This window comes from Enterobacter sp. H2G27 (assembly GCF_054403075.1).
Genome location: NZ_JBSVSI010000001.1, coordinates 3,317,831 through 3,330,969, shown reverse-complemented (window position 1 = coordinate 3,330,969; position 13,139 = coordinate 3,317,831). Strand labels below are relative to the sequence as shown.

General features: G+C 61.5%; 15 protein-coding genes. 9 read left to right on the top strand and 6 right to left on the bottom strand.

The annotated features are described in order from the left end of the window. Positions 1-41: 41 nt before the first annotated feature. Genes hypE through hypA form a run of 5 tightly spaced genes read right to left on the bottom strand, consistent with a single transcriptional unit; the run spans position 42 to position 3,653 of the window. Positions 42-1,052 carry a hydrogenase expression/formation protein HypE gene (gene hypE / locus ACW9E7_RS15735; protein ID WP_111965473.1) on the bottom strand — a complete coding sequence of 337 codons (1,011 nt, stop codon included), beginning with the start codon at positions 1,050-1,052 and terminating at the stop codon, positions 42-44. Beyond that, complete coding sequence (hypD, locus tag ACW9E7_RS15730) at positions 1,049-2,170, bottom strand: hydrogenase formation protein HypD (RefSeq protein WP_458728051.1); 1,122 nt, start codon at positions 2,168-2,170, stop codon at positions 1,049-1,051. Before hypD ends, hypE begins: the two co-directional genes overlap by 4 nt. 2 nt (positions 2,171-2,172) lie before the next feature. After that, complete coding sequence (locus ACW9E7_RS15725; protein ID WP_047650282.1) at positions 2,173-2,445, bottom strand: HypC/HybG/HupF family hydrogenase formation chaperone; 273 nt, start codon at positions 2,443-2,445, stop codon at positions 2,173-2,175. Beyond that, positions 2,436-3,299 carry a hydrogenase nickel incorporation protein HypB gene (gene hypB, locus ACW9E7_RS15720; protein ID WP_234085030.1) on the bottom strand — a complete coding sequence of 288 codons (864 nt, stop codon included), beginning with the start codon at positions 3,297-3,299 and terminating at the stop codon, positions 2,436-2,438. Before hypB ends, ACW9E7_RS15725 begins: the two co-directional genes overlap by 10 nt. A 3-nt stretch (positions 3,300-3,302) precedes the next feature. After that, positions 3,303-3,653 carry a hydrogenase maturation nickel metallochaperone HypA gene (gene hypA / locus ACW9E7_RS15715; RefSeq protein ID WP_039265546.1) on the bottom strand — a complete coding sequence of 117 codons (351 nt, stop codon included), beginning with the start codon at positions 3,651-3,653 and terminating at the stop codon, positions 3,303-3,305. Between the two features lie 210 nt (positions 3,654-3,863). Between hypA and hycA the strand changes: the two genes are divergently transcribed. The 9 genes from hycA to hycI all read left to right on the top strand — a co-directional run bounded on the left by hycA (position 3,864) and on the right by hycI (position 11,642). Then, the gene (gene hycA / locus ACW9E7_RS15710; protein ID WP_252077788.1) at positions 3,864-4,328 is read left to right on the top strand and encodes a formate hydrogenlyase regulator HycA; all 465 of its coding nucleotides are present in this window, start codon (positions 3,864-3,866) and stop codon (positions 4,326-4,328) included. Positions 4,329-4,398: 70 nt separating this feature from the next. Next, complete coding sequence (locus ACW9E7_RS15705; RefSeq protein WP_115876154.1) at positions 4,399-5,007, top strand: 4Fe-4S dicluster domain-containing protein; 609 nt, start codon at positions 4,399-4,401, stop codon at positions 5,005-5,007. Then, positions 5,004-6,818: a formate hydrogenlyase subunit 3 gene (hycC, locus tag ACW9E7_RS15700; RefSeq protein ID WP_458728050.1), complete on the top strand. Its 1,815-nt coding sequence runs from the start codon at positions 5,004-5,006 to the stop codon at positions 6,816-6,818. Before ACW9E7_RS15705 ends, hycC begins: the two co-directional genes overlap by 4 nt. 1 nt (position 6,819) lies before the next feature. Continuing rightward, positions 6,820-7,743: a respiratory chain complex I subunit 1 family protein gene (locus ACW9E7_RS15695; RefSeq protein ID WP_248175194.1), complete on the top strand. Its 924-nt coding sequence runs from the start codon at positions 6,820-6,822 to the stop codon at positions 7,741-7,743. Positions 7,744-7,758: 15 nt separating this feature from the next. Continuing rightward, entirely contained in the window at positions 7,759-9,468 is a 1,710-nt protein-coding gene (gene hycE, locus ACW9E7_RS15690) for a formate hydrogenlyase subunit HycE (RefSeq protein ID WP_115876151.1), read from the top strand. 9 nt (positions 9,469-9,477) lie between these two features. Next, a complete protein-coding gene (locus ACW9E7_RS15685; protein WP_458728049.1) occupies positions 9,478-10,020 on the top strand; it encodes a formate hydrogenlyase complex iron-sulfur subunit in 543 nt (180 codons plus the stop codon). After that, complete coding sequence (locus ACW9E7_RS15680; RefSeq protein WP_021241938.1) at positions 10,020-10,787, top strand: NADH-quinone oxidoreductase subunit B family protein; 768 nt, start codon at positions 10,020-10,022, stop codon at positions 10,785-10,787. The genes ACW9E7_RS15685 and ACW9E7_RS15680 overlap by 1 nt, the downstream gene beginning before the upstream one ends. Beyond that, the gene (locus tag ACW9E7_RS15675; protein ID WP_111965483.1) at positions 10,784-11,194 is read left to right on the top strand and encodes a formate hydrogenlyase maturation HycH family protein; all 411 of its coding nucleotides are present in this window, start codon (positions 10,784-10,786) and stop codon (positions 11,192-11,194) included. Before ACW9E7_RS15680 ends, ACW9E7_RS15675 begins: the two co-directional genes overlap by 4 nt. Beyond that, the gene (gene hycI / locus ACW9E7_RS15670; protein ID WP_133295040.1) at positions 11,187-11,642 is read left to right on the top strand and encodes a hydrogenase maturation peptidase HycI; all 456 of its coding nucleotides are present in this window, start codon (positions 11,187-11,189) and stop codon (positions 11,640-11,642) included. The genes ACW9E7_RS15675 and hycI overlap by 8 nt, the downstream gene beginning before the upstream one ends. Positions 11,643-11,709: 67 nt before the next feature. Here the strand turns inward: hycI and ACW9E7_RS15665 are convergent, their stop codons facing one another. Continuing rightward, on the bottom strand, positions 11,710-13,134 hold the full coding sequence (locus ACW9E7_RS15665) for a 6-phospho-beta-glucosidase (protein WP_023618131.1): 1,425 nt from the start codon (positions 13,132-13,134) through the stop codon (positions 11,710-11,712). Positions 13,135-13,139: the final 5 nt, after the last annotated feature.

Genomic DNA, 13,139 nt, shown 5'->3' with positions numbered 1-13,139 from the left:
AAACGAGCAAAAAAATCCATGCTGGCCGCTTGTGGCGCGGCCTAGCAAATACGGGGTAAGGGTTCAGCGTGCGGCAGATCCAGCGTGCGCTTCACGCCATAAAGTCCGGTCAGGCGCACCCCTTTGCGCTCAACCACTTCACCAATCATCGCCGCCTCTTTTCCTGACGGATGAGCCTGCAGCTGTTCAAGAACAGCTTGTGCCGCGGCCCGTTCAACGCCAATCACCAGCTTGCCTTCGTTTGCAAAGTTGAGCGGGTCCAGACCCAGCAGTTCGCAAAGCCCGCGAACGGCGGGCTTAACGGGCAGGCTGCGCTCGGTGAGTTCAATCCCGTACCCGCAGCTTGCCGCAAACTCGTGAACCACGGCGTTGACACCGCCTCGCGTGGCGTCACGCAGGGCCTTCACGCCGGGAATACCGCGCAGCGTCTGAATCAGCGGGGTGAGTACCGCGCAGTCGCTGCGCAGTTCGCCGTCCAGCCCCAGGCCTTCGCGCAGGTTCAGGATGGTCGCCCCGTGGCAGCCCAGCGTGCCGGTCACGATCAGCACGTCGCCCACGCTGAGGCGCTGCGCGCCCCAGTGAATATCGGGGGGGATCGCGCCCATTCCGGCGGTGTTGATAAACAGCTTGTCGGCCGCGCCGCGCTGCACCACTTTGGTGTCGCCAGTGACGATAGCTATCCCCGCCTCGCGCGCGGTCTGCGCCATGCTGTTGACCACGGCCGCGAGCGTCTCCATCGGTAAGCCCTCTTCGAGGATAAACCCGCAGGAGAGGTAGCGCGGAACGGCGCCGCTGACGGCCACGTCGTTTGCCGTGCCGCAGACGGCGAGCTTGCCGATATCGCCGCCCGGGAAGAACAGCGGGTCAATCACGTAGCTGTCGGTGGAGAAGGCCAGCCTGTCGCCCTGGGCGGTGAGGGTGGCGAGGTCAATGCGCGCCTGGTCTTCCTGTTCGGCGAGCCAGGGGTTGTTAAAGGCCTCCATAAACAGCCGGTTAATCAGCTGCTGCATCGCCTGTCCGCCGCTGCCGTGCGCCATTTCAACCGTATTCATGCTTCACTCTCCTGGTTGCGATACTGATACCACGCGGCACACGCCCCTTCGGAGGAGACCATCAGCGCGCCAAACGCCGTTTGCGGGTTACAGGTATTGCCAAATAACGGACACTGGTGCGGTTTGCATTTGCCGGTGAGCACCTCGCCACAGCGTGCCCGGGGATCGTCGCAAACCTGCTGCGGCTGCGGGCGGAAATGCGCTTCGGCGTCGAACGCGCGATAGGCTGGCGTCAGGCGCACGCCGGATTCAGCAATCAGCCCCAGGCCGCGCCATTCGCTGTCGCCCTCAACGCTAAACACGTCGGCTATCGCCTGCTGCGCCCGTTCATTTCCCGCATCCGGCACCACGCGGCGGTACTGATTTTCCACGGTACTCAGGGACGCTATTTTCTGCTCAACCAGCATGGTGACACCTTGCAGTAGATCAAGTGGTTCGAAACCAGCGACCACTAACGGACGATTGTACTGTTCAGCGATAAAACCGTAGGCGTCTGTGCCAATCACCATGCTGACGTGGCCCGGTGCCAGAAAGGCGTCAATGCCGTTGCCTGGCTCTTCCAGCAGGCTGCGCAGGGTGGGGATGAGCGTAATGTGCTGGCAGAAGAAGAAAAAGTTATCGACGCCGCGCGCTTTCGCCTGCTGCAGCGTGATGGCGGTGGCGGGCATGGTGGTTTCAAACCCCAGGCCAAAAAACACCACCTTGCGCGCGGGGTTATCCGCTGCCAGCGTCAGGGCATCCATCGGCGAATAGACGATCCGGATGTCTGCGCCGCGCGCTTTCGCCTGCAGCAGCGAACCATTTTTCCCCGGCACGCGCATCGCGTCGCCAAAGGTGCAGAAAATGACGTCGGGCTGGCTGGCAATTTCAATACAGCTGTCGATGCGCCCCATCGGCAGCACGCAGACCGGGCAGCCGGGGCCGTGGATAAACTCAATGTTCTCCGGCAGCAGCTGGTCGAGGCCAAATTTGAAGATCGCGTGCGTGTGCCCGCCGCACACCTCCATGATCCGCAGCGGCCTTTCTTTCGTGTAGTCCAGCCGCGCTGCTCGCGTTTTCAGGAGGCCGATAAGCTGCAGCACCTGCTCCGGCGCGCGGTATTCATCAACGTAACGCATGATTACCGCTCCTCGCCGTACAGCAGCGCGCCCACGTCAGGCTCCACGTCGAACATATTTTGCAGGGCGTCGAGCGTGTCGCGGGCTTCCGCTTCGTTAATCACGCTCATGGCAAACCCCACGTGGACCAGCACCCACTGTCCGAGACGCGAAGCGCCGCTTTCATCGGTGCTGCCCACCAGCGTCAGGTCGACGTCGCGCAGGATGCCGCAAACCTCGACTTTGGCCTGATTACCGTCGATGGCGTGAATTTGTCCCGGTACGCCTATGCACATCGTTCGCTCTCCAGCCAGTGTAGCCAGCCGTCCATGCCGTCGCCGCGCGTGGCGGAGACCAGCAGGATCTCAATCTCCGGGTTCACCTCGCGGGCATACGCCAGGCACTTATCCACGTCGAAATTCAGGTACGGCAGCAGGTCGACTTTGTTCAGCAGCATGATGGACGCGGCGGCAAACATGTGCGGGTACTTCAGCGGCTTGTCTTCGCCTTCGGTCACTGAAAGCACCGCCACCTTGTGTCGTTCGCCGAGGTCGAAGCTCGCCGGGCAGACGAGGTTGCCAACGTTTTCAATAAACAGGATGCCGTTATCTGCCAGCGGCAGGCGCGGGGCGGCGTCGGCAATCATCTGCGCATCCAGGTGGCAGCCTTTGCCGGTGTTGACCTGAATCGCCGGGGTGCCGGTTTCGCGAATGCGCGCCGCGTCGTTAACGGTTTGCTGGTCGCCTTCGATCACCGCACAGGAGACGCGCCCGTTCAGGCGCTTGAGCGTTTCGGTCAGCAGCGTGGTTTTACCGGAACCAGGGCTGGAGACCAGGTTCAGCACCAGCTGTTTGCGGGTGGCAAAGCGGGCGCGGTTGCGGGCGGCGAGCTGGTTATTTTTGTCCAGCACGTTGATTTCCACCTCCAGCATCTGGCGCTGGCTCATGCCCGGCGCGTGGGTGCCTGCTTCGCCGTGGCCGTAATGCAGGTCGCCCGCATCGGAGCGTTGCGGCGCAAAGGTAATGCCGGTCAGGGCTGCCGCAGGGCGTGGGGCGGGTGAAAAGGGCGCGGAGCGAAACGCGGAGTGGGGGCGGTGTTCATCCCCTTCTATATACAGGTTGCCTTCGGCGCAACCGCAGGTACTACACATACTTTACTCCTTCTCGATTTCGAGGCGTTGGATCTGCATGCCGTCATCCGCCACGATGCGCAGACCGCCGCTCTGACACTGCGGGCAGCGCTGTACCTTCGATGACAGCAGGGTGACGTACTGCTGACACTGCTCGCACCAGCACTCCGCCTGCTGTTCTTCAATATGCAGTTCGCAGCCTTCCGCCAGCGTGCCGCGGCAGACCAGCTCAAAACAGAAGGTCAGGGCGCTGGTCTCGACGCAGGAAAACGCTCCGACCTTCAGCCAGACGCCGGTGACGCGCTTCGCGTGGTTTTGCACTGCCTGCTGTTCGATAAGTTCCAGAGCCCGCTGGCAGAGGGTGATTTCGTGCATGACGCCTCCTCAATGAATTGCCCCGGTAATGCAATAACAGTGCCAGCTTGATTTTTGTTAAGGCGTGACGATGTCAACGCTGTCGAAATGACACGTCGACACCGCGGTGTTGACAGCGGTTTTTCAGTTTAATCCCTTTAAAATCAGCAAAATAAAAACTGGCATGGAATCTGCTTAACAGCCGCTATCTCCATTAAACGGATACCTTCTATGACTATTTGGGAAATCAGCGAAAAAGCAGATTACATCGCGCAGCGTCATCAACAGTTACAGGACCAGTGGCACCTTTACTGCAACTCGCTGGTTCAGGGCATTACCTTGTCGAAAGCGCGTCTTCACCACGCGATGAGCTGCGCGGCGCAGGGGGATATGCGCTTTGTCCTCTTCGGCCATTTCACCATCAACGTGACCCTGGCGGATAACTTCAACAGCCACACCATTGAGTACTACCTCGAGACAAAAGACGGCGAAAAACAGTGTATTGCGAAGGCGCAGCTGATGGCCGACGGCATGGTGGACGGCCACGTCAGCAACCGCGATCGCCAGCAGGTGCTGGAGCATTATCTGGAAAAAATCGCGCCGGTTTATAACGGCCTGTACGCCGCCGTTGAGCACGATCTTCCGGTCAACCTGAAGCAGCTGATGGGTGGAAATGCCTCAGCGAACGTGGCCTGACCCATGCGTGTCGAGAAGTGTCGACAAGACAGTTTTTCGACAAAAATGACTATCACCAGAGGATAACCCGGTGAACCGTTTTGTAATTGCTGACTCGACGGTCTGTATTGGCTGTCGAACCTGTGAGGCGGCGTGTTCGGAAACGCATCGCCTGCATGGGCTGCAGTCCATGCCGCGCCTGCACGTCATGCGTAATGAAAAAGAGTCTGCCCCGCAGCTCTGCCATCACTGTGAGGATGCCCCGTGCGCGGGTGTCTGTCCTGTAAATGCCATCACCCGCGTGGATGGCGCAGTCCAGCTGAACGAAAGCCTGTGCGTAAGCTGCAAGCTGTGCGGCATTGCCTGCCCGTTCGGCGCGATTGAATTTTCCGGCAGCCGACCGCTGCATATCCCGGCGAATGCCAACTCGCCAAAAGCCCCGCCCGCGCCGCCGGCGCCTGCGCGCGTAAGCTCGCTTTTGGACTGGGTGCCCGGCATCCGTGCCGTTGCGGTGAAATGCGACCTGTGCAGCTTCGATGATCAGGGCCCGGCCTGCGTGCGGACCTGCCCGACGAAAGCGCTGATTCTGGTTAACATTCGCGACATCGCCCGTACCAGCAAGCGCAAACGCGAGCTGACCATCAACAGTGATTTTGGCGACCTTTCTCTGCTACAGGCGCTTAACGAGGGGGCGAAATGAATGCGGTGATGATGATTACCGGCGCGGTAGCCTGTTTTGCGGCCGCCGCCGTTCTGGCGCCGATCTTCTCATTCCATAAAACCCTGAGCGGCGCGATCGCCGGGCTCGGCGGGGCGGTCGCTAGCCTGATGACGCTGGCGGCAGGCGGCGTTGTTCTGCTCGGCGGCCAGTCGGCAGAGACCGTGATGCCGCTGATTCACCACACGGTTGAGATCACTCCCCTGAACGCCATCTGGCTGGTGACGTTTGGCCTGTGCGGGCTGTTTATCAGCCTGTTCAATATCGACTGGCACCGCCACCCGCACGCTAAAGCCAACGGCCTGCTGGTCAATCTCCTGATGGCGACGGCGGTCTGCACCGTGACCGCCAGCAACCTCGGCGCGCTGGTGGTGATGGCGGAGATCATGGCGCTGTGCGGCGTGTTCCTGACGGGCTGTAGCGCCTCCGGCAAGCTGTGGTTTGCGCTGGGACGCCTCGGAACGCTGCTGCTGGCGCTGGCCTGCTGGCTGGTGTGGCAGCGCTTCGGCACGCTGGATTTCGCTGTGCTCAACGGGCATCCGCTGGGCAATGACGTCTGGCTGCTGGGCGTGCTCGGCTTTGGCCTGCTCGCCGGAATCATTCCGCTGCACGGCTGGGTGCCGCAGGCGCATGCGAATGCCTCCGCGCCCGCCGCCGCGCTGTTTTCTGTGGTGGTGATGAAGGTCGGTCTGTTCGGGATCCTGGCGATTACGCTGACCGGCGGCCAGCCGCCGCTGTGGTGGGGAGTTGTGCTGCTGGTCGCCGGCATGATTACGGCGTTCGTCGGCGGCCTGTACGCGCTGATGGAGCACAATATCCAGCGTCTTCTGGCGTACCACACGCTGGAGAATATCGGCATCATCCTGCTTGGCATGGGCGCGGGCGTGACCGGGCTGGCGCTCAACCAGCCGGCGCTGATTGCGGCCGGTTTTATCGGCGGTCTTTATCACCTCGTCAACCACAGCCTGTTTAAAAGCACGCTGTTCCTCGGCGCGGGAAGCGTCTGGTTCCGCACCGGCCATCGGGATATCGAAAAGCTCGGTGGTATTGGCAAAAAGATGCCGGCGATTTCACTGGCGATGCTGGTCGGGCTGATGGCGATGGCCGCACTGCCGCCGCTGAACGGCTTTGCCGGGGAGTGGGTGATCTATCAGTCCTTCTTCGCCCTCGGTCAGAGCAATGCGTTTATCGCTCGTCTGCTGGGGCCGCTGCTGGCGGTCGGGCTGGCGATTACCGGGGCGCTGGCGGTGATGTGCATGGCGAAAGTCTACGGCGTGACCTTCCTCGGTGCGCCGCGCACCCGCGAAGCGGAAAACGCCTGCTGCGCATCGTTGTTGATGGGCGTGAGCGTGGTCGCGCTGGCGCTGTGCTGCATTGCGGGCGGCGTCGCTGCACCGTGGCTGCTACCGCTGCTGGGCAACGCCATTCCGTTGCCGCTGACCGTGGCGAATACCACCGTCTCTCAGCCAATGATTGCGCTGCTGCTGATTGGCGCACCGCTGCTACCGCTCATCCTGATGATGTTCTTCAAACGCGACCGGCTCGCCTCCCGCTCGCGCGGTGCGGCGTGGGCCTGTGGCTACGAACACGAACAGTCGATGGTCATTACCGCCCACGGCTTCGCCATGCCGGTAAAAGAAAACTTTGCCGCCGTGCTGAAGCTGCGCCACTGGCTGAACCCGGTCGGCTGGGTACCCGGCTGGCAGAGCGCTGCCGCACCCGCGCTGTTCCGCCGTCTGGCGGTCATCGAACTGGCGGTGCTGGTGGTCATTGTGATTTCACGAGGAGCCTGACATGAATCTGTTACTGGCAATTCTTCAGGCGCTGGTGTTGTTCGCCGTGGCGCCGCTGCTGTCGGGCATCACGCGCGTGGCGCGCGCCCGGATGCACAACCGTCGCGGCCCTGGTGTGCTCCAGGAGTATCGCGATCTCTTCAAGCTGTTTTCTCGCCAGAGCGTGGTGCCGAATGCCGCAGGCTGGGTCTTCCGTCTGACGCCGTTTGTGATGGTGGGCGTGATGCTGACCATCGCCACCGCGCTGCCGGTGGTGACGGTGGCGTCGCCGCTGCCGGCGCTCGGCGATCTGATCACGCTTATCTACCTCTTCGCTATCGCCCGCTTCTTCTTTGCCATTGCGGGCCTGGACACCGGGAGCCCGTTTACCGGCATCGGTGCCAGCCGCGAGGCGATGCTCGGCGTGCTGGTTGAGCCGATCCTGCTGCTGGGGCTGTGGGTTGCCGCGCAGGTTGCGGGCTCCACCCACATCAGCTTTATCACCCACGCCGTCTACCACTGGCCGGTTGCCCGCTCCATTCCGCTGGTGCTGGCGCTGTGCGCCTGCGCGTTCGCCACCTTTATCGAGATGGGCAAACTGCCGTTCGATCTGGCTGAAGCCGAGCAGGAACTTCAGGAAGGGCCGCTCACCGAGTACAGCGGCTACGGTTTTGCGGTGCTGAAGTGGGGCATTAGCCTCAAACAGCTGGTGGTGCTGCAGATGTTTGTCGGCGTCTTCTTCCCGTGGGGGCAGATGACGCACTTCTCCGCGGGCGGTCTGCTGCTGGCCGTCGTGGTTGCCGCCCTCAAGCTGCTGGTCGGCGTGCTGGTGATTGCCCTGTTCGAAAACAGCATGGCGCGTCTGCGTTTTGTGGAAACGTCCCGCATCACCTGGGCCGGGTTTGGTTTTGCATTTTTAGCGTTCGTCTCCTTGCTGGTGGCGTGATTAAAGAGAGTATTTATGTCTGAAGAAAAGAAAGGTCAGCAGTATCTCGCCGCATTGCATCAGGCTTTCCCCGGCGTGGTGCTGGAGGAGTCCTGGCAAACCAAAGACCAGATAACCGTCACCGTAAAGGTGAACTATCTGCCGGAAGTGGTGGAGTTTCTCTACTACCAGCAGGGCGGCTGGCTGTCGGTGCTGTTCGGTAACGACGAGCGCCAGCTGTGCGGCAACTATGCGGTGTACTACGTGATGTCTATGGAGCAGGGCGAAAAGTGCTGGATCACCGTGCGCGTCGAGGTCGACCCGGCTAAGCCAGAATACCCGTCCGTCACGCCCCGCGTGCCCGCTGCCGTCTGGGGCGAGCGTGAAGTGCGCGACATGTACGGTCTGGTGCCGGTCGGGCTGCCGGACGAGCGCCGCCTTGTGCTGCCTGACGACTGGCCGGACGAGCTCTATCCGCTGCGCAAAGACAGCATGGACTACCGCCAGCGCCCGGCCCCAACTACCGACAGCGAAACCTACGAGTTCATCAACGAGCTGGGCAGCAAGAACAACAACGTGGTGCCGATCGGCCCGCTGCACGTCACTTCTGACGAGCCGGGCCACTTCCGCCTGTTCGTCGACGGCGAAAACATTATTGACGCCGACTACCGCCTGTTCTACGTCCACCGCGGCATGGAAAAGCTGGCGGAAACCCGCATGGGCTACAACGAAGTGACCTTCCTCTCTGACCGCGTGTGCGGCATCTGCGGCTTCGCCCACAGCACCGCCTACACCACCTCGGTGGAAAACGGCATGGGGATCGTGGTGCCGGAGCGCGCGCAGATGATCCGCGCCATTCTGCTGGAGGTGGAGCGTCTGCACTCGCACCTGCTGAACCTCGGACTGGCCTGCCACTTCGTCGGCTTTGACTCCGGGTTTATGCAGTTCTTCCGCGTGCGCGAAGCGTCGATGAAGATGGCGGAGATCCTCACCGGGGCGCGCAAAACTTACGGTCTGAACCTGATCGGCGGGATCCGCCGCGACCTGCTGAAAAACGATATGATCCAGACCCGCCAGCTGGCGCAGCAGATGCGCCGCGACGTGCAGGAGCTGGTGGATATGCTGCTCAGCACGCCAAACATCGAGCAGCGCACCGTCGGCATCGGCCGTCTTGACCCGGAAATTGCCCGCGACTTCAGCAACGTCGGCCCGATGGTGCGCGCCAGCGGTCACGCCCGCGACACCCGTGCCGATCACCCGTTCGTCGGCTACGGCCTGCTGCCGATGACCGTGCACAGCGAGCAGGGCTGCGACGTCATCTCTCGCCTCAAGGTGCGTATCAACGAGGTGTTCACGGCGCTGAACATGATCGACTACGGCCTTGATAACCTGCCGGGCGGCCCGCTGATGGTGGAGGGCTTCACCTACATCCCGAACCGCTTTGCCCTCGGCTTTGCCGAAGCGCCGCGCGGGGACGACATTCACTGGAGCATGACCGGCGACAACCAGAAGCTTTACCGCTGGCGCTGCCGCGCGGCCACCTACGCCAACTGGCCAACCCTGCGCTACATGCTGCGCGGCAACACGGTTTCCGATGCGCCGCTGATCATCGGCAGCCTCGACCCGTGCTACTCCTGCACCGACCGCATGACCGTCGTCGACGTGCGCAAGAAGAAAAGCCAGGTGGTGCCGTACAAAGAGCTTGAGCGCTACAGCATCGAGCGTAAGAACTCGCCGCTGAAATAAGGATTAGTCATGTTTACCTTTATCAAAAAAGCGATCAAAACCGGCACGCAAACCAGCAGCTATCCGCTGGAGCCGATGCCGGTGGATAAAAACTTTCGCGGCAAGCCGGAGCACAATCCGCAGCAGTGCATCGGCTGCGCGGCCTGCGTCAACGCCTGTCCGTCGAACGCCTTAACGATGGAAACGGATCTCAAAACCGGCGAGCTGGTCTGGCAGTTTAACCTCGGGCGCTGCATCTTCTGCGGCCGCTGCGAGGAGGTCTGCCCGACGGTCGCCATTCGCCTGTCGCAGGAGTACGAGCTGGCGGTGTGGAAGAAAGAGGATTTTCTGCAGCAGTCGCGCTTTGAGCTGTGCAACTGCCGCGTCTGCAGGCGTCCGTTCGCCGTGCAGAAAGAGATCGACTACGCCATCGCGCTGCTGCAGCACAATGGCGACGCCCGCGCGGAGCATCACCGCGAAAGCTTTGAAACCTGCCCGGCGTGCAAGCGTCAGAAGTGCCTGCTGCCGTCCGACCGCATTGATATCACCCGCCACATGAGAGAGGCCAGCTGATGGAAAACTTACTGGGCCCGCGCGACGCTAACGGCATTCCGGTGCCGATGACGGTGGACGAATCCATCGCCAGCATGAAGGCGTCGCTGCTGAAAAAAATCAAACGCTCGGCCTACGTCTACCGCGTGGACTGCGGCGGCTGCAACGGCTGCGAGATCGAGATCTTCGCTACGCTGTCGCCGCTGTTTGACGCCGAGCGCTTCGGCATCAAGGTGGTACCGTCCCCGCGTCATGCGGACATCCTGCTGTTTACCGGGGCCGTCACCCGCGCCATGCGCTCGCCCGCGCTGCGCGCCTGGCAGTCCGCGCCGGACCCGAAAATCTGCATCTCGTACGGCGCCTGCGGCAACAGCGGCGGCATCTTCCATGACCTCTACTGCGTCTGGGGCGGCACCGACAAAATCGTGCCGGTGGACGTCTACATTCCGGGCTGTCCGCCGACGCCCGCCGCCACGCTGTACGGCTTCGCGATGGCGCTCGGCCTGCTGGAGCAGAAAATCCACGCCCGCGAGCCGGGCGAGCTGGACAACCAGCCTGCCGCCATTCTGCACCCGGACATGGTGCAACCGCTGCGGGTGAAGGTCGACCGCACGGCGCGCAGGCTGGCGGGCTATCGCTACGGCCGTCAGATTGCCGATGACTATCTGCGCCTGCTGAGCCAGGGCGACCATCAGGTGGCGCGCTGGCTGGAGGCGGAAAACGATCCGCGCCTCAATGAGATCGTGGCGAACCTGAACAGCATCGTCGATGAGGCGCGAATCCGATGAGTGAAACGGTGGTGTTCAGTCAGCTGAGCCGTAAGTTTATTGATGAGAACGATGCCACGCCGGATGCGGCGCAGCAGGTGGTCTATTACAGCCTGGCGATTGGGCATCACCTCGGGGTGATTGACTGCCTGGAGGCCGCGCTGAGCTGCCCCTGGCCGGAATACCTGGCGTGGATTGCCACGCTGGAGGAGGGCAGTACGGCGCGGCGCAAGATGGAAGGCGTGCCGAAGTACGGCGAGATCGTGATCGATGTAAACCACATTGCGATGCTCGCCAACGCCTTTGACGCGGCGCTCGGCAGGCAAACCCCGGCGCAGCAGGCGTGGAGCAAAACGCTGCTCGGCATGCTGCACGATATTCATCAGGAGAGCGCCATCTACCTGATGGTGAGGAGATTACGTGACTGACGTTTTACTGTGTGTCGGCAACAGCATGATGGGCGACGACGGCGCGGGTCCGCTGCTCGCAGAGATGTGTGCCGCCAACCCGCAGGGCAGTTGGCTGGTGATTGACGGCGGCAGCGCGCCGGAAAACGACGTGGTCGCCATTCGCGAACTGCGTCCGGACAGGCTGTTAATCGTCGATGCCACCGATATGGGGCTCAACCCCGGCGAGATCCGCCTGATTGACCCGGACGACATCGCCGAGATGTTTATGATGACCACCCACAATATGCCGCTGAACTACCTTGTGGATCAGATCAAAGGTGACGTGGGCGAGGTGCTGTTTTTGGGCATTCAGCCGGACATCGTTGGGTTTTATTACCCGATGACGCCGCCGGTGAAGGGGGCGGTGGAGGTGGTGTATTCACGACTAGCCGGGTGGGCTGGAGACGGAGGGTTTTCTCAGCTCTGAGCAGCGGCTTACCGGGCCTACGGTTTTGTAGGCCGGGTAAGGCGAAGCCGCCACCCGGCAAAACAGTCTACTCCAGATCCGCCCCGTTACTCGCAATCACCTTCTTATACCATCCGAACGATTTCTTACGTTTCCGCTCCAGCGTGCCGTTCCCGGCGTCGTCGCGGTCGACGTACACAAACCCGTAGCGCTTGCTCATCTCGCCTGTTGAGGCCGAAACCAGGTCAATGCAGCCCCAGGTGGTGTAGCCCATCAGCGGCACGCCGTCCTCAATCGCATCGCCCATCGCGCGAATATGCTCGCGCAGATAGCTGATGCGGTAGTCGTCGTTAATCTCGCCGTTTTCATCAACGACATCTTTCGCCCCGAGGCCGTTTTCTACCAGGAACAGCGGCTTCTGGTAGCGGTCGTACATCATGTTCATGGTGATGCGCAGGCCGAGCGGGTCGATGCCCCAGCCCCATTCGCTCACCTGAATGTGTGGGTTGCGCAGGGATTTGACGATGTTCGCCGCATTGGTATTGTTCGCATTCATATCCGCCGAGGCGCAGCGCGAGGCGTAATAGCTGAACGAGACAAAGTCGACGGTATTTTTCAGCAGTTCGTCGTCGCCGGGATCTTTCACAATCACCACGCCTTTCTCGCGGAACACGCGGGCGGAGTAAGCCGGATAGCTGCCGCGCGCCTGCACGTCGATAAAGAACAGATTCTCGCGGTCTTTCTCCAGCGCCATCCACACGTCTTCCGGCTTGCAGGAGTACGGATAGAAATTCCCGCCCGCCAGCATGCAGCCGACCTGGTTTTCCGGGTTCACCTCGTGGGCAATTTTGGTCGCCAGCGCGCTCGCCACCAGCTCGTGGTGCGCGGCCTGGTATTTCACCTGGTCTTCGTTTTCGCCTTCCTCAAACACCAGTCCCGCCCCGGAGAACGGGCTGTGCAGCATGATGTTGATTTCGTTGAAGGTCAGCCAGTATTTCACCAGCCCGTTAAATTCCTCAAAGCAGGTGCGGGCGTAGCGGGCGAAGAAATCCACCATCTTGCGGTTGCGCCAGGAGCCGTACTCCGTCACCAGGTGCATCGGCACGTCGAAGTGGCAGAGCGTCACCAGCGGCTCGATGTTGTATTTTTTGCACTCTTCGAATACCGCGCGGTAAAAGGCAATACCCTCTTTATTCGGCAGCGGTTCGTCGCCGTTCGGATAGAGGCGGCTCCAGGCGATCGAGGTGCGGAACACCGTAAAGCCCATCTCCGCCATCAGGGCGATGTCCTCTTTATAGCGATGGTAAAAATCAATCGCCTCGTGGCTCGGGTAGAATTCGTCGTCACGCAGCGAAAAACGCTTTTCCTTACCGAGCTTCACCGCCAGGCGGTTCGCGCCGTGGGGGATCATATCGACCGTCGTCAGCCCTTTGCCGCCCTCACGGTAAGCGCCTTCACTCTGGTTGGCGGCAAGCGCGCCGCCCCATAAAAATCCTTGTGGAAAAACAGACATTCTTA

Coding starts and splice junctions, on each gene's coding strand:
- ACW9E7_RS15695 (WP_248175194.1), top strand. CDS start 6,820: ATGAATCTGTTACTGGCAATTCTTCAGGCGCTGGTGTTGTTCGCCGTG.
- ACW9E7_RS15675 (WP_111965483.1), top strand. CDS start 10,784: ATGAGTGAAACGGTGGTGTTCAGTCAGCTGAGCCGTAAGTTTATTGAT.
- ACW9E7_RS15685 (WP_458728049.1), top strand. CDS start 9,478: ATGTTTACCTTTATCAAAAAAGCGATCAAAACCGGCACGCAAACCAGC.
- ACW9E7_RS15725 (WP_047650282.1), bottom strand. CDS start 2,445: ATGTGCATAGGCGTACCGGGACAAATTCACGCCATCGACGGTAATCAG.
- hycC (WP_458728050.1), top strand. CDS start 5,004: ATGAATGCGGTGATGATGATTACCGGCGCGGTAGCCTGTTTTGCGGCC.
- hypE (WP_111965473.1), bottom strand. CDS start 1,052: ATGAATACGGTTGAAATGGCGCACGGCAGCGGCGGACAGGCGATGCAG.
- hypA (WP_039265546.1), bottom strand. CDS start 3,653: ATGCACGAAATCACCCTCTGCCAGCGGGCTCTGGAACTTATCGAACAG.
- hypD (WP_458728051.1), bottom strand. CDS start 2,170: ATGCGTTACGTTGATGAATACCGCGCGCCGGAGCAGGTGCTGCAGCTT.
- hypB (WP_234085030.1), bottom strand. CDS start 3,299: ATGTGTAGTACCTGCGGTTGCGCCGAAGGCAACCTGTATATAGAAGGG.
- ACW9E7_RS15680 (WP_021241938.1), top strand. CDS start 10,020: ATGGAAAACTTACTGGGCCCGCGCGACGCTAACGGCATTCCGGTGCCG.
- ACW9E7_RS15665 (WP_023618131.1), bottom strand. CDS start 13,134: ATGTCTGTTTTTCCACAAGGATTTTTATGGGGCGGCGCGCTTGCCGCC.
- hycE (WP_115876151.1), top strand. CDS start 7,759: ATGTCTGAAGAAAAGAAAGGTCAGCAGTATCTCGCCGCATTGCATCAG.
- hycA (WP_252077788.1), top strand. CDS start 3,864: ATGACTATTTGGGAAATCAGCGAAAAAGCAGATTACATCGCGCAGCGT.